This window comes from Paenibacillus odorifer (assembly GCF_000758725.1).
GTDB classification, from domain to species: Bacteria; Bacillota; Bacilli; order Paenibacillales; family Paenibacillaceae; genus Paenibacillus_AQ; species Paenibacillus_AQ odorifer.
In genome coordinates this window covers 4,984,062-5,004,032 of sequence record NZ_CP009428.1, presented here as the reverse complement: position 1 = coordinate 5,004,032, position 19,971 = coordinate 4,984,062, and the positions used below count along the sequence as shown (strand labels likewise).

At 44.7% G+C, this 19,971-nt stretch carries 11 protein-coding genes; 7 read left to right on the top strand and 4 right to left on the bottom strand.

Features of this window, described 5'->3' with window-relative positions; genetic code table 11:
* The first annotated feature begins 83 nt into the window (after positions 1–83).
* Positions 84–2,549, top strand: a complete 2,466-nt coding sequence (locus tag PODO_RS21900) for a beta-mannosidase (protein ID WP_038572693.1) — start codon at positions 84–86, stop codon at positions 2,547–2,549.
* 235 nt (positions 2,550–2,784) lie between these two features.
* Complete coding sequence (locus PODO_RS21895) at positions 2,785–4,974, top strand: alpha-galactosidase (protein ID WP_038572691.1); 2,190 nt, start codon at positions 2,785–2,787, stop codon at positions 4,972–4,974.
* Positions 4,975–6,186: 1,212 nt separating this feature from the next.
* Here PODO_RS21895 and PODO_RS21880 read toward each other — a convergent pair.
* The 3 genes from PODO_RS21880 to PODO_RS21870 form a co-directional block, all read right to left on the bottom strand.
* The gene (locus PODO_RS21880; protein ID WP_036683178.1) at positions 6,187–7,065 is read right to left on the bottom strand and encodes an AraC family transcriptional regulator; all 879 of its coding nucleotides are present in this window, start codon (positions 7,063–7,065) and stop codon (positions 6,187–6,189) included.
* A gap of 75 nt (positions 7,066–7,140) precedes the next feature.
* Positions 7,141–8,496: a response regulator transcription factor gene (locus tag PODO_RS21875; protein WP_038572686.1), complete on the bottom strand. Its 1,356-nt coding sequence runs from the start codon at positions 8,494–8,496 to the stop codon at positions 7,141–7,143.
* Entirely contained in the window at positions 8,477–10,207 is a 1,731-nt protein-coding gene (locus PODO_RS21870) for a sensor histidine kinase (protein WP_038572684.1), read from the bottom strand. Before PODO_RS21870 ends, PODO_RS21875 begins: the two co-directional genes overlap by 20 nt.
* Before the next feature lie 228 nt (positions 10,208–10,435).
* Here PODO_RS21870 and PODO_RS21865 point away from each other — a divergent pair, with 228 nt between their 5' ends.
* The 5 genes from PODO_RS21865 to PODO_RS21845 all read left to right on the top strand — a co-directional run bounded on the left by PODO_RS21865 (position 10,436) and on the right by PODO_RS21845 (position 17,560).
* Positions 10,436–11,392: an ABC transporter permease gene (locus tag PODO_RS21865; protein WP_080742562.1), complete on the top strand. Its 957-nt coding sequence runs from the start codon at positions 10,436–10,438 to the stop codon at positions 11,390–11,392.
* A gap of 42 nt (positions 11,393–11,434) precedes the next feature.
* Positions 11,435–12,304, top strand: a complete 870-nt coding sequence (locus PODO_RS21860; RefSeq protein ID WP_080742561.1) for a carbohydrate ABC transporter permease — start codon at positions 11,435–11,437, stop codon at positions 12,302–12,304.
* A gap of 41 nt (positions 12,305–12,345) precedes the next feature.
* Entirely contained in the window at positions 12,346–14,019 is a 1,674-nt protein-coding gene (locus PODO_RS21855; RefSeq protein WP_038572681.1) for a type 2 periplasmic-binding domain-containing protein, read from the top strand.
* Between the two features lie 86 nt (positions 14,020–14,105).
* Positions 14,106–15,530 carry a family 43 glycosylhydrolase gene (locus PODO_RS21850; protein WP_052097234.1) on the top strand — a complete coding sequence of 475 codons (1,425 nt, stop codon included), beginning with the start codon at positions 14,106–14,108 and terminating at the stop codon, positions 15,528–15,530.
* Positions 15,531–15,580: 50 nt separating this feature from the next.
* Positions 15,581–17,560: a beta-galactosidase gene (locus PODO_RS21845; RefSeq protein WP_169744794.1), complete on the top strand. Its 1,980-nt coding sequence runs from the start codon at positions 15,581–15,583 to the stop codon at positions 17,558–17,560.
* A gap of 75 nt (positions 17,561–17,635) precedes the next feature.
* On the opposite strand, the gene PODO_RS21840 is transcribed toward PODO_RS21845, so the two are convergent.
* The gene (locus PODO_RS21840) at positions 17,636–19,924 is read right to left on the bottom strand and encodes a helix-turn-helix domain-containing protein (RefSeq protein ID WP_038572678.1); all 2,289 of its coding nucleotides are present in this window, start codon (positions 19,922–19,924) and stop codon (positions 17,636–17,638) included.
* Between the last annotated feature and the right edge of the window lie 47 nt (positions 19,925–19,971).

Below are 19,971 nucleotides of genomic sequence, written 5' to 3'. Positions count from 1 at the left end.
ACACAACACAAGAAATATAAAGATATTATTGATAGACTTGATCTATAAGAAGGCAAAATAGCACATTTTGGAGGCGGGAGAAAATGCATCTTGTAGATCTAAATGGCAAATGGAAAATGAGACGTCTGCATGAGCCGAACTGGCTGGAGGCTAGTGTGCCAGGTTCTGTCTATCACGATTTATTGAATGCCGGAGAAATGCCGGATCCGTTCTATCGTGAGCAGGAATATGAGGTTCTGGAATTATCCAATTACGATTACGAATATCAGCGTTGCTTTCAAGTGGAAGCTGAAGTGTTACAGCATGACCGCGTATTTCTGCTGTGTGAGGGGCTGGATACGTTATGCGAGCTTTTTGTGAATGGAACTAACATTCTGAACAGTGATAATATGCACCGGACGTATGAAGTGGACATTAAGTCAGTGTTGAAGCAAGGCGATAACACCATTCACGCGATTTTTCGTTCCCCAGTGGAATTTGCTCTGCGGAAGCAAGCGGAGCTGCCGCTTAGCAGTTGTGCTGATGCAGTGGAGGGAATATCCCATCTGCGCAAAGCACATTCCATGTTCGGCTGGGACTGGGGTCCGAAGCTGCCCGATCTTGGAATCTGGAGAAGTCTCTCCATTCAGGGGTATGACAGTGCCCGTGTTGACGATGTTTATATTACACAATTTCACGAGCCGGATAAGGTTACTCTGGATGTTCGGGTAAGAACAGAGAGTTGGCAGGAGGTTGAACGGGAAATCGTAGTCAGCGTTCACACTCCAGCAGGTGTGGCCGTTGAACGTCGTGTGTCCGAAACTGCGGGAGAAGATCATCATATTACACTGGAAATTATGGAGCCAGAGCTGTGGTGGCCGAATAATCTGGGTGCACAACCCCTGTATAACGTCGAGGTTGTACTGTTGCAGAAGGGACAGGAGCTGGATCGTCGAGAACTGCGGATTGGATTAAGAACGATTTCTGTGAAGCAGGAAGAAGACCAGTGGGGACAATCATTCGCTTTTGAAATCAACGGCGTACTTATCTTTTCTACAGGTGCCGATTATATTCTGGAAGATAATCTTCTGCCTCGCGTGACTAAGGAGCGCACGGATCGCTTGCTCCAAAGCTGCGTGGCTGCTAACTTTAATACCATTCGTGTATGGGGTGGCGGTTATTATCCTGACGATTATTTTTATGATCTATGCGATGAATATGGGCTTATCGTCTGGCAGGATCATCTGTATGCCTGCGGGATCTATGCACTGACAGAATCTTTTGAGGACAATATCACACATGAGACGATGGACAACATGAAGCGCTTACGCCATCACGCATCGTTAGGCTTGTGGTGCGGTAACAACGAACAGGAGATGGCTTGGGTCGATTGGGATTGGGAGAATCATTATTCGCTCCAGCTAAAGGCCGACTATATCAAGCAATATGAAGTGCTTCTGCCGGCTATCGCTAAGGAAGTTGATCCCAATACCTTCTACTGGCGTGCCTCTCCTTCCTCTAAAGGAAGCTTTGATAAACCGAATGACGAGAACTATGGAGACATGCATTACTGGGGCGTTTGGCATGGCAAGGAGCCTTTTACCGATTACCGGAAGCTCTATCCGCGTTATATGTCTGAGTTTGGCCTGCAATCCTTCCCAAGCTTGAAGACGATTGAATCCTTTACGTTGCCGGAGGATCGCAATATTTTCTCCTATGTCATGGAGTCCCACCAGAAGAACAATACCGGAAATGAGAAAATTCTCTATTATATCGGCGAGACCTACAAATATCCGAAGGATTTTGAATCTATTCTCTATGCGTCCCAGCTTATCCAAGCCGAAGGCATGCGCTGTGGCGTAGAGCATTGGCGTAGACATAGAGGGCGCTGCATGGGCGCATTGTATTGGCAGTTGAACGATTGTTGGCCGGTTGCTTCCTGGTCTAGCATCGATTATTATGGCCGGTGGAAAGCAATGCATTATACAGCTAGACGTTTTTTTGCTCCAGTTCTTGCTTCTGCACATGACGAAGGAACCGTAGTTTCCCTGCATGTCTCTAATGAGAGCAGAGAGAAGGTGAGTGGTGAATTAAGATGGAGACTGCTTACTCCGACATCAGAGGTTCTAATGGAAGGTGCGAAGTCGGTGAAGATTGAGGCTTTAAGCAGTGCCGAGTTCGATCGGCTTGATTTTGGTCATGTCTTGGATACAAAAGAGAAGAAACGTAAAGCTTATCTGGAATATGTATTTGAGGTAGAGGGGGAGACGATAAGCGGGGGAACCGTCTTGTTCGTTAAGCCGAAACATTTCAGCTTTGTTGATCCTGAGCTTGAAGCCGTACTCACTGAGGAAGCAGAACAATTCGTTATTACTGTGAAGTCAAAAGCATATGCCTGTTTCGTCGGACTTGATTTCAAGGAAAGAGATGCGATCTTCAGTGATAACTATTTCGACCTATCAGCTGGCGTTTCAAGAACCGTTACGGTTGCTAAAAAAGATCTCGATAAACCAGCTACGGCTGAGGAACTGCGTACCCAGCTTACTGTACGTTCCGTCTTTGATATTTAAGAAAAAGGTTATTTTCCTACTATATCCTAGGCTGTCAATCTCCAAATGACAGTTTGATGATATATATTTTAGTGGTTTAGACTCTGTGTATAGATAGATCAATATTTTACTATAATAGGTATAGATATTAAGATTGTATACCCTTCCATTTCACTCTAAAATAGACTTCGAAGAAGCATTAATTACAAACTATAAACGTTCTATTGAGCTACCTTAAGGAGAGTGCAAACATATTATGGGTATTTATTATGATGACAACCGCAAGGTGTTTCATTTACAGTCTGAGAAATCCAGCTATATTATTGAAATGATCAAAGGTGTTATTCCAGCGCATGTCTACTGGGGCCCAAAATTGGCAGGGAGAGAATTTCAACATCCGTTGAATTTGGTGGAACGTTGCTCTTTTAGTCCAACTTATTTGCAGGAGGATAAAAATATCTCCCTCGACACCTTGCCAAGCGAATTCCCTTCTTATGGAAACGGTGATTTCCGCGAGCCGGCACTTGAGGTTCACCTAGTAGATGGCACGACCGTAACGGATTTCCGTTATAAGAGCCACACCATTAATAAAGGAAAACCTGCACTCAAGGGTCTGCCTGCTACTTATGTTGAAAGTGAAGAAGAAGCAGAGACCCTGGAAATTATACTGCAAGATGATAAAACAGGATTGATCGCTGCCTTGAGCTATACCGTATTTAACAATCAGGATGTTATAACACGTTCCGTGCGGATTGAGAATCTGGGTAAGGACAATCTGGTTCTGAAAAGAGTATTAAGCGCGAATGTTGACTTCCATGATTCTGACTATGACATGCTGCAATTATCCGGTACTTGGACTAGAGAACGCCATATTCACAAAAGACCACTCGTTCCTGGCATCCAGCGGATTGACAGCAAACGCGGCTCCAGCAGCCATCAGCAGAATCCTTTTATGGCCTTGCTTGCAAAAGATGCAACAGAGGATCATGGCGAAGTTTACGGGTTCAGCCTTGTGTATAGCGGAAGTTTCCTTGCCCAAGCAGAAGTGGATCAATACGGAATTTCCAGAGTAGGGATCGGTATTCAACCTTTTAACTTTCAGTGGTTGCTTGAACCGGGCGAATCCTTTCAGGCTCCAGAAGCCGTATTGGTAAGATCCAGTGAAGGGCTTGGTGGATTATCGAGAACCTATCACCGTCTGTATCGGACCCGATTATGCAGAGGTGAATTCCGCGATAGCAAGCGTCCTATTCTGATCAACAACTGGGAAGCGACTTATTTTAATTTTAATGCGGATAAAATCAAAGAAATTGCTAAAGCAGGCAAAGAGCTAGGCCTGGAGCTGTTCGTGCTGGATGACGGCTGGTTCGGCAAACGTGATAACGACGACAGCTCCCTGGGAGACTGGGTAGAGGATCGTCGCAAGCTTCCTGAAGGTCTTGGAAAGCTAGGCGAAGATATCACGGCAATGGGCATGGAATTCGGATTATGGTTCGAGCCAGAAATGGTATCGCCAGAAAGTGATCTTTACCGTGAACATCCAGACTGGTGTCTCCATGTACCTGGGCATAAAAGTTCGTTAGCCCGCCAGCAGCTAGTGCTGGATTTATCCCGCAAGGATGTATGCGATTATATCGTCGAGTCAGTTAGCTCGGTATTGTCATCTGCTCCGATTACTTATGTGAAATGGGATATGAACCGGAATATGACAGAGATTGGATCAGCGCTTCTTCCAGCCGAACGTCAACGCGAAACGGCACACCGTTATATCCTTGGACTTTATGATGTGCTGGAACGTATCGTTTCCCGTTTCCCTCATATTTTGTTCGAAAGCTGCTCTGGTGGTGGCGGACGATTTGATCCGGGGATGCTGTATTATATGCCACAGACCTGGACTAGCGATGATACGGATGCAGTGGAAAGATTAAAGATCCAATACGGAACAAGTATTGTGTATCCAGCGAGTTCAATGGGTGCCCATGTGTCGGCTGTTCCTAACCATCAGGTGCATCGTATTACTCCTTTGGAGACACGTGGTCATGTCGCGATGTCGGGTAATTTCGGCTACGAGCTGGATTTGACCAAGCTTACTGAAGCTGAACGCGAGGATATCCGCAAGCAGGTTTCGGAGTACAAGGAACTGAGAATGCTGATTCAGTACGGTGATTTCTATCGACTGCTTAGTCCTTTTGAAGGAAACGAGACGGCATGGATGTTTGTTTCCGCTGATAAAAAAGAAGCCTTCGCCACCTACTTCCAAGTTCTGGCCGGGCCTAATCCACCGTTGCGCAGATTACGTCTGAAAGGACTCGACCCTGCAAAATCGTATAAGCTTGAGCTTAACGGCGGAGTATACAGAGGGGATGAGCTGATGCACTTCGGACTCACGCTTCCACAGCTAGAGGGCGATTTCAGAAGCCTACTTTTCGTGCTTAGAGAAGTTTAATCAAAAAAGGAGGGTGCCCCGAAAGCCATTGGCTGCTGGGAACCTTCCTTTTTTTTCTCCTTTTTTGAGTTCTTTTGTGACTAGCTGCGCGCCCGAAGCTGTTATTGGATGGGGCGCTTTGCGAGATATGCTTACTTGGCCGGGGACTACCAGACGCGAATTAGTGCGACTTGCAAGTAGCTTGGCGCCACTGGAGCTGATTGTTTATACTGAAGCCGGCGGGCTCAAATTGGTGCACCATGTAAGTTGCTTACCCAGCCAACACAGTGCTATCGGACTCAAATGCCGCTAACCGCTCTCTTTCCACACATTTGGAGTTTTATCGGACCGCATAGTCGCTATTGACTCGAAAAGTACCTAATATGTACCTCTTTCGAAGGAATAGCTGCACTGGAGTCCGAAACTGTGCTTAAAAGGCGAAAAATTGGCAAATAGCGTCATCTGAGTCCGAAAGCGGCGGTGGAGGGGGCGACTCGGTGCTGCCGTAAGCGAATTAGGGTGTTTAACAAGATGCTTACCTAGCCGGGGACTGCTGGACGCGAATTGGTACGCCTTGCAAGTTACTTACTCAGCCAACACAGTGCTATCGGACTCAAATGCCGCTAACCGCTCTCTTTCCACACATTTGGAGTTTTATCGGACCGCATAGTCGCTATTAGCTCGAAAAGTACTCAATAAGCACCTCTTTCGAAGGAATAGCTGCACTGGAGTCCGAAACTGTGCTCAAAAGACGAAAAATTGGCAAATAGCGTCATTGGGGTCCGAAAGCGTCGGGGGATGGTTGTGACTCGGTGCTGCCGTACGCGAATTAGGGTGTTTAACAAGATGCTTCCCTAGCCGTGGGCCAGCGTACGCGAATTGGTGCGACATGCAAGTTGCTTACCCAACCAACACAGTACTATCGGACTCAAATGCCGCTAACCGCAGCCTTTTCACACATTTGGAGTTTTATCGGACCGCATAGTCGCTATTGACTCGAAAAGTACCTAATATGCACCTCTTTCGAAGGAATAGCTGCACTGGAGTCCGAAACTGTGCTCAAAAGGCGAAAAATTAGCAAATAGCGTCATCTGGGTCCGAAAGCGGCGGGGGATGGTTTTGAGTTGGCGCCACCAAATCTGAATGGTTACTACTTGCATCCACCGGCCCCGAATTAGCACGCCACGCATGCCACTCAGCTCTATCGAAGCCGAACGGTTATGCCGAGCAACATCAATTTTCAAAAAACACATGTTTGGACAGGAACTCCAGATCCTGCTCGCGGTAAGTGGAGGGGCTGACTCCAAAATAGGAACGAAAGACTTTGCCGAAATAGCTGGCATTGTCAAACCCGGTGTCCACAGCGATCTGGTAGATCGTCTGATCTGTTGTTTTCAGCATAGATGCTGCCAGCTCGATCCGTCTCCTTCTTAAATACTCAAAAGGCGAGAGATTGATGTTTTTTTGAAATAGCCTGCAAAGATGATGTTTGGAAATTCCAACATGTGCGGCGACATCGTCTAAGCTAAGGTTATTATTGTGCAGATCATTTTTCATAAATTGTATAGCAGCATGAAGTTTGTCATTTTTTATATAGGTGGTTAACAAATTCGGTTTCTTGAGGTATTTCTCCATGGACAATATCCACTGAAAGGTTTTCCCCGTTAGAAAATGCAAATCTCTTTCCTCATCAACCTGTATGTCCTTGAACATACTCCACAATAAATCCATCGGAACCGATTCCTGAGGGAGTTCTATAATGGGACCGCCATGTGCGATCAGTTGGTTCCAGAGTGAAATAGCTAGAGGTCCTCGTACATTCAGCCAAATGAATTCCCAGGGCTCTGTACCTTCCTCCGGATAATAATATCTGTGTATACTGGGGACAGTCACTAGGAAAGCTTTGCCCTTCGTTAATGGGTGAACAACCCCGTCTATTTCAATTCTACCCTCTCCAGATAAGGTGTACTGAAAAATAACACAACTTCTCTCCGTCCGGTTCTGGCCGTTAAATGAATATGCCGGAGTCTCGGCTTGTTCCCAGCCAATTGAATCAAACAGAAGCATAGAAGCTTGTTCTTCCGAGCGAATGGTGTAGGAGGAGCGCAACATTAGCAGGTTTCCTTTCCATGGTTCGTTACTTCATTCAAAGTGTAAACTTTTTTGCTGATCTGTTCAATTTTTGTTTCATTTAATCTGCTGTCTTCGATATTGATAAGGCGTAATGCCATACTGATCTTTGAACAGCTTAATGAAATATTGTGGCTTTTTGTAGCCGACTAGATGTGAAATATCGAGCACATGTAATTTGGAATCGATCAATAACTTGGAGGCCTTTTCCAAGCGTTTAGAAGAAATGTAGCTCGATAAATTTTCGCCCGTCTCCTGCTTATAAAATTTGGACAGGTAAACAGGATGGAGGTGAACAATTTTCCCTAAGTCCTCCAGGCTCAAGCATTCACTAATATGATTGGAGATATAGGCTTGAATGGTATGAACAATATTTTGATTGGAAAATTTAGCGCTTCTATCTAATTGGGTGAGGCTTTGCAAGATGGATTGAAGAGCCGTATTTGGCTCTGATAATTGATTGAAAATCCAGTCTGCGGCCTCAGCTGATTGGATTTTATCGGTTGTGGAATATAGCAAATTAATGAATTCGAGCAGATAGAGGAGCTTTTGTTTTTTTGCAGTGAGCTTGGCAAAGTTTTTTAAAATGTTTTTTCTGGTTTGTTCCCATTCTCCAAGCTCTAATTTAGGGAGAGCACTAGAGGTACTCAGCATAGTAAAGTCATTGGTCCCAACATTTTCATTAAAAAAGTAATGATAAAAAATATGCCGAACAGCATGCTTCTGAGAAAATTCAAACGGCTCGGAAAAAGAAATGGAATCGATGCTGTTTGCCACAGTTTCGGTATTGGATTCTGGAATAATTCCAGTAATTGCTGATGGAGTGGTCCAAATAAAGTCTCGTCCACCATTATGATCTTTTAACATCATTTCATCTTTCCCACTAGCCCCTGAGACATGAAAAAAGCAAAAATGCTCATTCCGGAAGGTAGGATCGAATGTACTGTGATCATAACGTAGTGGGGAAGGATCGCTAATAACAGAAAGCAAATAACCTAGCCCATCTATCTTTTTCTCTGCCACTGGAGTTTTTGGGGGGTTCTCAGCGATACTCTTAATAACTTGACTCATGGCTTTTTCCATATCCTCTTTATCTACCGGCTTGAGTAAATAATCGAGTGCACCCAGACGAATGGCTTGCTGTGCATAATCAAATTGAGAATAACCGGAGAGAAAAATTACCTTGGTATTGAGCTTTTTCTCATGAACATGATGCAGTAAATCAATGCCGGATACTTCGGGCATACGAATATCTGTAATAAGGATATCTATATGATTCTGATTCAATAGCTCCTTGGCTTCAATCGAATTTGTTGTCGTCTCAATATGCTCAATCCCAAATTTGTTCCAATCCAGCAGGTGTTTTAAATATTCAACGATGTAATGCCCGTCATCAACTATCAATAATCGCATATTGACCTCCTTCATCCAGCGAGAAATCTATGAATGCCAGCACGGATAAACCGCCCCAGTCATTGATGAAGAACCGCAGCCCGCTTAATTCACCATACGCATTTTTGAGGCGATGATGAATGTTCCAAAGACCAATTCCTCTTGATCCTTCAGGGGGGGATTCATTCTCAAGTCTGGCCATTAGCTGGTGTATTTCCTCAGCAGTAAGCCCCTTACCGTCATCGGCAACAATAATTAACGCTCCAGTATCAAGTTCTTTTACATCTATAGTAACGCGATAAGCCCCTTGCTGTTCTTCAATCCCATGCTGAATCGCGTTCTCGACCATAGGCTGGATAATCAGTGGCATAATCAGATGCTCTCCCAGTTCAGGGGGCAGGTTGATTTCATAATTTATTTTTTTGGAAAGTGACATGATGGATAAAAAATGATCGGCAAGCTGCAATTCAGAAGCCAACGTAACATTATCTGAATTCATTTTTGTTAAATAACGATAGTACTCTGCTAAATGCTTGCTCATCTGCATTACGGCTTCCGGTGAAGTTTTTGCCACAGCCATAATGAAAAACAGATTATTGTAAAGAAAATGTGGATTGATCTGAGCCTGCAGCTGTTTCACTTCCGCGTTTCTGCGCAGCTCGGTTTCTATTTTTAATGAAGCGAATAAAGCCTGTATTTTGGCGACCATGTGGTTAAAGCTTTTAAATAGACTATAAAATTGATTGTCCGGGTTCTCACTAATTCTGGTGCTGTAATTCCCTTGTTCCACTTGGTAGAATTTCTTGTCGAGCAAATATACATTACGATAATAGTTTCGATAGAACATAAAAATCACGATAAGACCAATGATCAGGATCATTAGGATGCTGACAAAAAACACCTGTGTATTCCGGTTAAGCGGATTCAAAAAATCACTCATTCGCGTATAGGTAACAAGATACGTATCAATCGGCTCAATATACTTCGATAAAACATAATAATCGTCATCGTTGATATGATAGTCAAACTTTAGAATTTCATGTGCATTGGGTGTTATCGTCTCCTTGGCTTTTTCCTCGATTCGAATATCCACCGCTTTATTGCTAATCATCAAACTCTTGTTCACAAGCAAAAAGGCATTGGAGCTCTCACCGCCACTCACTGCTTTTTCTAAAAGACTTGTTAAATACTCCTTTTTCAGCTTAACGCCCACAATGTATTGAATATTGGCAGGATTCTTAGGCTCATGAATATAAGGGTAGATTGAAAAATAATACAAATTATTATTAACAATCTGCCAGCCTCGCTGCGTGACCTTCTGAAAGGGCTGTTTGGCAAGCGAATCATGACCCGTGAAAATAAAAGTGCCGTCCGTTTTCCAGTAGATACCGATAGATTCAATGGCCTGACTGGAGAGGAGTGGTGCTGATATGCGGTCATAGATATCGTTTTTTTTCATCTGGGCATCGTAATTGTTCATCTCTTGTATTTTGCTTTGATAGAAACGTACGGAGGTGTCGGCTGTATATTGGATGCCATACAAACTTGCCTCAGAGATGATGCCATCCAGTATGCTTTCCGTATAAGCTAGCTGATTTTTGGAGGAGTTAACCAAGCTCTCTTGAATGGTTTTGGAACCTAGGGAGTTCATTATGAAAAACAAACTTAAGGTAAGTAAAAGGAAAAAAACGAAAAAATATATGAATCGTTTCATATTTACTTTTTTAATCATAAGCATTACTCCTGTCGCTAGGACTCGTGTGAATTCATCATAAGCCATATATTCCAAAAGAAAAAGGGAAGAGCTCTCGCAAAATGAAAGCGTTTATAAAGATGTTTAGCGAGTGGTTATGATATTTAATTTGAGACATTTTCGAATGAAAGCGCTTTTGTTAACATTAAATCAGAAAGAAATTAGCAGCCAAGAATGTAAAAGGGGGTAAGCACAATAGCACAGATAATGAATACCCAGCTCAAATGGAGTGAGAAAGCCAACGTTAAAAAAAACAGGAAAAATCCTTGGAAAAAGGAAATTAAAAAAAATTGGCCATTGTATGTTTTATGTATCCCAGCTTTGGTATTCGTTCTAATTTTTGCCTACGGTCCTATGGTCGGATTAGTGATGGCCTTTCAGGATTACAAGCCCTGGCTTGGAATTACAGGTTCAACTTGGATTGGTTGGGATAACTTCGCAAGAATCTTTCAATATAAAGAGGCGACACAATCTATTATCAACACCCTCATTATTGCTGTAATCAAAATTATAGTCGGAATTATCGTTCCTATCTTTATGGCGATTCTGCTAAGCGAGATTAGAAACATGGGGATTAAAAAGAGTATTCAAACCTTGGTCTATTTACCGCATTTCCTCTCTTGGGTAACCGTTGCCGGAATCATGATTGATATCCTGGGTCTTGACGGGGGCATAAATCATTTTCTTACGAATTTCCTCGGACTAAAACCAATTTTCTTTTTGGGTGATCCTACGCTGTTCAGACCGACGATCATCATCAGTGATTTATGGAAAAACTTCGGATTTGGCATGATTGTTTACTTAGCGGTGATCACAGGGATCGACCCTTCTTATTATGAGGCCGCCGAGATCGACGGCGCGTCACGCCGCCAACAAATACGCCATGTTACCTTACCGAGTATGATGCCGATGATCATCGTAATTGCGACGTTAAGCCTTGGAAATATTTTGGATGCAGGATTTGACCAAATCTTTAACTTATACAATCCACTCGTATATAGTACGGGAGATATCATCGATACTTATGTTTACCGGTCATCCTTATTGAATGGCCAATACGGTTTTGGTACCGCTGTTGGGTTGTTTAAATCTGGCATCAGCTTCATTTTAATCGTAATTTCCTATCGAATTGCTTACAAGGTAGCTAACTACAAAATATTTTAAGTCGAAGTTGTTAAGCTTTCAAAACAGTTAGGAGGAATGGGAGTGTATTATAAATCCAAGGGATATAGGATATTTTCGATTTTCAATCATATCCTCCTGATTCTAGTAGCCTTATCGTGTTTATTGCCTATGCTTCATTTGCTAGCACAATCATTTAGCAGTAAGACAGCGGTAAATGGGAATTTGGTATCCTTTTGGCCGGTGGACTTTAATATCGAAGCCTATGTGAAAACTTTTAAAAACACGAATTTTACAGGCTCCATGAGAATCTCAGTGGTCCGGACGGTGCTGGGGACGTTAATCAGTATGTTTATTATTACAACGTCAGGGTATGCCTTGTCCAAAGATTTCCGGGGGCGTAATGCTTTAATGTGGATTTTTATTTTCACGATGTTGTTTTCCGGTGGATTGATTCCTTCTTATATATTGGTTACGAAACTTGGGCTCAAGGATACAATCTGGTCGCTCGTGCTTCCCGGTGCCTTCGGAGCTTACAATTTGATTCTGATTATGAATTTCTTTAAAACAATCCCTAAGGCGCTTGAAGAGGCGGCATTTATCGATGGGGCTTCGTTCTTCGTCATTTTCCGGAAAATCTATCTTCCGCTTTCCCTTCCCGGTCTGGCAACCGTCGGATTGTTTATCATGGTGGGGAGCTGGAACGCATGGTTTGATGGGATTTTGTATATGTCGAATACAACGGACTATCCGTTAGCTTCATTCTTACAGACTGTAGTTGTACAAGGTTCAGCGCAGAGTATGGCACTTAGTCAATCAGAAGCAGCCGCGTTGTCAGAACAGAGTATCAAAGCTGCGCAAATTTTTATTAGCACACTGCCCATTATCCTTGTGTACCCATTTCTACAGAAGTACTTTGTCAAAGGCATCGTTCTGGGTGCTGTAAAAGAATAACGTGACCAACATATAAAACTTAAATTCAAAGGAGCTTATTGATGAAAAAAACAGGGGCCTTAATAACGACTACTGTATTGATGGCAGGATTGCTAGCGGGCTGCGGCTCAAACGGTAAAGAATCTAATGCGGCAGAAGCGGTTCTCAAAGACGGCAAATACGATCCTCCTATTACTATCAACATCGCCAAGCAACAAGATGAGAATGCCGGTAAATATATCAACGGGGAGAGCTTAAATGATAATGTGTTGACCCGCTGGGGTGTCGAGAATCTAGGGATTAACATCCAAACTACTCTTTTGGGCGGTGATGCCTCCCAATATAATACGAAACTTCGTTTAGCGCTCACTGGTTCCGAGAAGCTTCCGGATGTTTTGCCAGTGTATGACACCTCCTTAGAAAATGATCTGATTCAATCTGGACTTGTAAAAGATATTGCGGAAGACATTAACAAATATATGCCTGAGCGTCTGAAAGAAATATATAAACAATATCCAACAACGTTCAACCCGGTTATCCAGGACGGCAAGGTTTATGGGATGGCGATCTCGCCCAATCTCACTGAAGGTGAAGTCATGCTTATCCGTCAAGATTGGTTAGATAAATTAAATTTAAAAGCGCCAACAAATATAGATGAATTTGAACAGGTTATCGCTGCCTTTACGAATAATGATCCGGACGGTAACGGAAAAAATGATACTTATGGATTTGATTTCTCGGGAAAAGATTCTTACAACACGGGCTGGGTGAGTGACTCTGTAATGATTTTTAGTGCTTATACAGGCAAGAGTCTCCCCGGCCAATGGTATAACGACAATGGTAAACTCACTTACGGTTCTGTCGCTGATGGGACAAAAGATGCGTTAGCTAAACTTCGCGATTGGTACTCCAAAGGGTATTTAAATAAGGAATTGGCTACACAGGGTGCATGGGATGCACTTGCGGATTTCACTGAAGGTAAAGCAGGGATTATTATTGGCCGTCCTTGGCTGTACGGCAGTGTTAAAGATGTGGAAACTAACGTAAAAGGGGCTAAAATCAAAGCTTACCCAACAATCAACGGTGTAAGTGGGGATCGAACCTACCAATCCGGTCAACAGAACGATGGTGTCTTTATGTTTAATAAAGACTTCAACAATATGGAAGCTTTCTTCTTGTATTATGACAAGCTTTACGATGCAGCATTTGGTACCGGAGATTTCAAATATGGTTATGCTCAGGGATATGATTATGACATTGTTGGCGATGAAGTGGTATTCGATTCCAAAAAATTCAATACTCCTTTGGATGCCGCTCAAGGTGTAGGCAAAATGGCTTTTACCAAAAATACACCAAGTGTTGATGGCCCAGGTAAATCTTTTTATGATCTTTCCAAAGGTGCAAAAGCAGAGAATGGGGTCTTGATCAGATCGGCATCAAATGATGAAACAGCCAAAGAGGGATATGTGATTTCCTATGAGAATAGAGAGTCGCTGCTTCCAAATGCATTTAACGGTCCTCCTACCAAGACTATGCAGACAACCTGGGAACAACTGAATACGATGGAAAAGGAAACCTTCACCAAAATTATTTACAGTAAAGAGCCGCTAACTGCGTACGATGACTTCGTGAAGCAATGGCATGACAAAGGCGGTACGAAAATTTCCGAAGAAATCAACGAATGGTATAACAATGCTAGCAAGGTGGATGTGATGTCTCAGATGGGATTGAAATAAGTTCGCAAGAACAGCAGGTTCAGTTAAGGTCATCCTTGGCCGGACCTGCTTTTTTGTATAAAAATCTGATCCTCTGGAGGATAATCATGGACGAAAACGCGAATACAGTCACCCTACTAAATAGCGCTCCACTTCTGGATATGAGCGGAAATCCTGTACATGCACATGGTGGACATATGCTCTATACGGATGGATATTATTACTGGTTTGGTGAGAAGCGGATGGATCGGCGGAGAGTGAGCTGCTACCGATCCGTGGATCTAGTGAGTTGGGAATGGCGCAATGATGTGCTCACACTCGATTCACCGGTACAGCCGATTTATCACCGCACCACATTAGAGCTTGAACCCTTGGACAGGGAGGGGCGCCCAACGGGTGCGGTAATTGAGCGCCCAAAAGTACTCTACAACGAACCTACAGGGAGATTTGTTATGTGGATGCATTGGGAAAATGGACGCGACTACTCTGATGCGCGCTGCGCGATCGCTGATTGCGGGACGGTAGATGGGGATTATGTTTACCGGGGCAGCTTTAATCCGATAGGTAACATGTCTCGTGACTGCACCTTGTTCCAGGATGACGATGGGACGGCTTATTTTATCTCCGCGGCAAGGGAAAATGCTGATCTTATTATGTATCGTCTGTCACCTGATTACCTCAGCATAGAAGAACAGGTCAAGACCTTGTGGCCCGGACAAGCGCGTGAAGCACCTGCATTAATGAAACGTCAGGGTGTATATTTCCTCATCTCGTCCGCCTGTACGGGCTGGTTGCCTAACCAAGGAACCTATGCCTGGTCCGAGGAATTATTTGGTCGTTGGTCACCCTTGCTGCCTTTGGGCGACATCACTACATACGACAGCCAGCCTGCTTTTATAGTTCCTATTGTAGGAACAGACAATGACCAGTGCTCTTACCTGTATGTTGGGGATCGCTGGGACCCTGCGGATTATTATGCCTCTTCCTATGTATTTCTGCCGCTCAGCTTTCCTTCTGACCGGGAAATGAAGCTTGACTGGGCAGAGCGAACCGTGATTGACCTTAGGAAGGGAATCGTAGCTGTGGAATGCGGCTCTGGTAGTGGTCTGTTCAGATTGAAAAGCTTAGGAATGGGGATTTATCTGGCGGCGGGAAATCAATCTATTGAACATGAGGAGACCCTGAACGTCGAAGTCCGTACGCTTTCGTATGAAGATCAGCAGCAGAGATGGACGGTTGAATACGGGGAGAAGGGCAGGGCAAGAATTCGAAACAATGTAAAGGTCTTATCTATTGGCTCGTTGAATTCCTTGCTGCTGGAGCCTATTCGGGACAACGAAGATCAGTTTATATGGTTGCTTACAGAGACAGAAGCAGGTTCACTGACTATTGGGAGCAATGACGGAAGAGTTCTTACCGTAGCAGGAGAACAGCGTGGGGGCTGGGGTTGTGTGTTTCTTGAATCCAAACGCTGCCATGATCCCCGTATAGTTGCAGACCCGCAGCTTTTTCAACTGATTTCAGTAAGGTAAACAGTTTAGAGAAAAGAGGTATACCGATGAGTTTATCTGTCTCCTTCCCTATGGAATGGTTTAAAAGTGACCCCCATACACAACTTACTGCGACTTCCTCTGAGGCTTTTCAGTTAATCACTACACCAGAAGGTGGTGGAATTGAGCTTCAGCCAGGGCAGCTGGAATCCGCCGCTTGGTGCGATTATGGTTTCGTTAATGCTGAGGTTTACCATGAAAGCCATGACGTTCTGGTGCTGTTATTCAGTTTTTATGATCGGGATCATCGCGTCATTACTTATCATGTAGGAATTTTACCTGGTGTGCGCACGAAAATTTGTTTACCCTTGATTCATTTAAATGGGGAGAAGTTGTTCCTTCCCCGTTATCCGGGTGTGATGCAGACAGTACTGAGGGGAGATGCAGGCATCGATCGCAAGCATATCACCCGATTCTCTATCGCTACTCTCCCTTCAACAACAAGTAGAGCTGTGCAAATTAGTGGCTTGGCTCTAAGTCTAACTGAGCCCGTCTTTGAGTATGAACAGCAACCATATATAGATGATCTGGGCCAATTAAAGGGAAGGGGTTGGCCAGGGAAAACGGTTGATGCAGAAGCGTTGACGGATCGGCTGCGCGAAGAGCGGCAACTTGCGGCACAAGTTGATCACAGTGGAGGTGACCTCAGCAGGTACGGGGGTTGGAAGGCGCTGAGATTCGCGCCAACTGGATATTTCCGCACGGAATTTGACGGCAGCCGCTGGTGGTTCGTTGATCCAGAGGGTTATGCCCTGTTCAGTACGGGGATGGACTGTGTGGGTCCGGCTTGTTCTATGCATGTAACTGGTATGGAGCACTTGATACCCTCGTTGCCGGAGCGGGAAGGAATCTATCAAGAAGCTTGGTCACAGGATGGCGAGGAATTCAGCTTCGAGATTGCTAATCTGATCACTGCTTTTGGGGCGGAGTGGCGCTCTAACTGGGTGGCTATGACGGATTTCCGCTTACAACAATGGGGATTCAACACCATCGGTAACTGGTCCAATGATCTTTTTATTAAGGAATCTCAGCTTCCGTATGTTTATCCTCTAGTGGACTTTCCTATGACGGAGCAATCTATTTTCCGGGATTTCCCGGATGTGTTTAGCCCGGAGTATGAGCGGAATGCCGGGAGCTTTGCGGAGCAGCTTCTTCCATTAAGGGAAGATCAGAGAATGGTTGGCTATTTCATGCGTAATGAGCCGCATTGGGCATTCGTGGATGGGTTGAATTTGACCGGGCAGATGCTGAAATCTCCGGTCCGTTATGCCAGCAAGAAGGAATTCATTCGCTGGCTTGCAGAAAAGTACAAAACAGTGGAGCAATTAAACATGGCGTGGGATAGTGTTTTTGAAGAATTCGAGGATTTATACGATGTATCGAATGTGAATGTAACCGGGGATAATCTCACTTCTGCCCGAGAAGTGGATTATAACCAGTTCAACCGGATCATGATCCGGCGGTATGTAGAAGTGCCAGCCTGTCTTTGCAAGCAGACGGATCCGAATCATCTGAATTTGGGAATGCGTTATGCCTGGGTTGGCAGTGATGAGGTGCTGGAGGGCTGCGAATGGTTTGATGTATTCTCTATGAACTGCTATCAGTTCAGTCCTGACAAGGAACAGATCGCCCAGATCAGCGGACGACTGAACAAACCAGTCATGATTGGGGAATATCATTTTGGTGCGGCTGAAGGCGGCATGTTGGCTTATGGGATCCGTGCGGTGGCAACTCAGAAGGAGCGCGGTGAAGCTTACCGTTATTATGTAGAGCAGGGGGCAGCCATCCCGCAGCTGATCGGAGTTCATTATTTTCAATGGAATGATCAGCCTGTGCTTGGACGTTATGACGGAGAAAACTATCAAATCGGCGTAGTGGATGTCTGCAACCGTCCATATGAACCTTTCGTGCAAGCAGCGAAAAAGGCCCATGACCAGATGTATCAGGTGCGGACGGGGAGGACAGCACCCTATAATATTGTGCCAATAGAGATTCCGAAAACGGGATTCTGATTGCAAATCTTTACAACAAAAAGGCCCCCAGCCAATGGGGGCCTTTTTTGTCCTCTCCTCTGCAATGTAGCCCCTTTATAAGCCAAGGCCGGAGGAGGGGAGTGAATCATCACGGGAATAGCGCTTGCGGTATTCCCCCGGAGTTATTCCGGCACAACGTTTGAACATACGGATGAAGGAATTTACGTTCTGATAACCGACCTGAAGCGCGATATCCTGAATCCGCAGTTCCAGATTCATTAGCAGCTCTTTGGCCCGCTCAATTCGCAGATTGTTCAGATATTCACTGAAGTTGATGTTTGTTTTCTCTTTAAAAATGCTGGACAGGTAACCTGGAGTTAAATTCAACTTGTCTGCTACTAGGTTGAGGTTGATGTCCTCGCCGTAATGTTTGTCTAAGTAATCCAGCACAAAGCTGATAATAGGGTCGCGCGACTCCGAGCGGTTACTGATGACCACGAGCACAGGACGAACCAGATCACGCAGCCATTCCTTGTATTGATCCATTGAGTGGAAAGCGTTAAATGGCTCTAGTCGGGGTGGTAAGAGACGCTCCGCTTCCGCTTGGGGCAGATTCAGCTTCGTCACCGTTTTGCTCGTCTGTTCCGCTGCTCCCAAGGCAAATGCCCGAAAATCCGCCGCCGCCGCGTCCTTGTGCTGCAGCTGCTCCAGCTGACGATCCAGCCAAGCGAATACAGCCTCCTCATTGCCAGACTGCAGCAGATTGTGCAGCTCCTCTCCGTGGGTCACCTTTAAATGAAAGGATTTGGCGGACGAGGCTCTAGGTTCTACGATAATTTGTGTTTCCCCGTTCAATCTACGCTCATTTAACAACATCGATAGATTATTGTAGGCATCGGTAAATGAGGTTTCGCCTGAATATACCGGACTTACAGCAATAGTCAGGTATAAGGATGTCTCCGAATCCAGCAGTTCTTTCAGTGTATCAAGAGCCTGCAGAAAACTGCTCTGCGGTCCGGGGTTGAACAGGAGCAGCAAGAGCTGATCCTGCTCCGGCTGGAGTGCGACGCTGTCGCTTTCACCTCCGGTGATCAAGGTTTGGATTAGTTTCCATAACATCAGTGTGTGTTTCTCAAATTCGTCCGGCAAGGTTTTGAAGCTGACCTTGAACAGAATGGAGGCATAGGGTAGTTCGGATTGCCGGACATCTTCAAGCTCCGCAAGACTTTTACTCAGCGGGATATTTTTCACTTTATGAGTGTAGGCATATTGGCGTACCAGTGAGTTCTTATGATCAAGATCGGTCTGGATGAATCGGTTATTCTCCAAAATGGAGCTGAGGCGGTCGCCGATAATGGCGAATTCCTTCACACTGCTCAATTTTTCTGGCCGGCTGCCCGCTTTACGGTCCAAGGCACCAATCAGGCGCTGGAGCGGCTGGTTAAGCCGATGGCTGAAGATCAGGGATGAGAGAACACTGATCAGTACTGCCGCAGAGAGTAACACAGCCAGCAATAGCTGCATACCACGCATTTCCGCGGCAATAGCCGCCACCTCGGTCACTCGGATATAGGTGAATCCGGTTTGTTTACCTTTTTCATAGAAGTAATATTGATCTCCGACCCGCTCATGGGCATTGCTACTTTCCGGAAGCTGGCTTGTTTGCAGATTAACATCTGATGTAGAGAACAATAAATTTTCTTGTGCATCCAGAATATAGAATGGGGTATTGCCGGCATCACCGTAGGTATCCTGCATCAGCTGCGGATTCAGCATGACAATCCCATACACTTCCTCATAAGGAATCGCTTTGACCAGCACTGGCATTAACCTTCCGAGCGTACGGGTGGAATGTATAGTTTTCTCGGTAAAGGTTACGGCGGGCATGACTTTTAAAAATTGATTGTCCATCGTTTGCCGGCTCCAGTACTCCGGAGGATATTCTGCACTGAAGTAGTATTTACCGAACATATCTGCGGCGCTGCTTAGGCCCTCCCTCTCCAGTACATAATCTTCCTTTTTAAAATAAAGAATGAAATTTTCGATATGCAGAAAAGGATTAGCATACAAAGTTGAGAGATCCGATGTCACTTCTGCCGGGATATCATATCGACGGTTCTCTTTGAGGTGGCTTAAAATGCCCAGATTGGCAGTCCATGAATCGGATTGGGTGAGGGCAAGAATCATGTTCTGGGTCAACCGGAAATGATTTTCGTAGCCTTCGACCGTTTGTGCGAGTCCAAGCTCATTTTGACGGATCATCTCCTTATAGATTTTGCCGCTTAAATACAGATGGGAGAACAGATTAAATGATGCCAAAATCAAGATGACACTGAGGAAGCTTAGCATCAGCTTAACGAACAGGGCATTCAGCGCAAATTTGCCTGTAACGGATCCCTTCATATGTATCCCCCTTTGGATGCACCCGTAAATGAATTGGATTAATTCTA

What these genes read in the sequence shown, in the direction of transcription:
- PODO_RS21900 (WP_038572693.1), top strand. Translation starts at nt 84, where the DNA reads ATGCATCTTGTAGATCTAAATGGCAAATGGAAAATGAGACGTCTGCAT.
- PODO_RS21855 (WP_038572681.1), top strand. Translation starts at nt 12,346, where the DNA reads ATGAAAAAAACAGGGGCCTTAATAACGACTACTGTATTGATGGCAGGA.
- PODO_RS21840 (WP_038572678.1), bottom strand. Translation starts at nt 19,924, where the DNA reads ATGAAGGGATCCGTTACAGGCAAATTTGCGCTGAATGCCCTGTTCGTT.
- PODO_RS21850 (WP_052097234.1), top strand. Translation starts at nt 14,106, where the DNA reads ATGGACGAAAACGCGAATACAGTCACCCTACTAAATAGCGCTCCACTT.
- PODO_RS21880 (WP_036683178.1), bottom strand. Translation starts at nt 7,065, where the DNA reads ATGTTGCGCTCCTCCTACACCATTCGCTCGGAAGAACAAGCTTCTATG.
- PODO_RS21895 (WP_038572691.1), top strand. Translation starts at nt 2,785, where the DNA reads ATGGGTATTTATTATGATGACAACCGCAAGGTGTTTCATTTACAGTCT.
- PODO_RS21870 (WP_038572684.1), bottom strand. Translation starts at nt 10,207, where the DNA reads ATGATTAAAAAAGTAAATATGAAACGATTCATATATTTTTTCGTTTTT.
- PODO_RS21845 (WP_169744794.1), top strand. Translation starts at nt 15,581, where the DNA reads ATGGAATGGTTTAAAAGTGACCCCCATACACAACTTACTGCGACTTCC.
- PODO_RS21875 (WP_038572686.1), bottom strand. Translation starts at nt 8,496, where the DNA reads ATGCGATTATTGATAGTTGATGACGGGCATTACATCGTTGAATATTTA.
- PODO_RS21865 (WP_080742562.1), top strand. Translation starts at nt 10,436, where the DNA reads ATGAATACCCAGCTCAAATGGAGTGAGAAAGCCAACGTTAAAAAAAAC.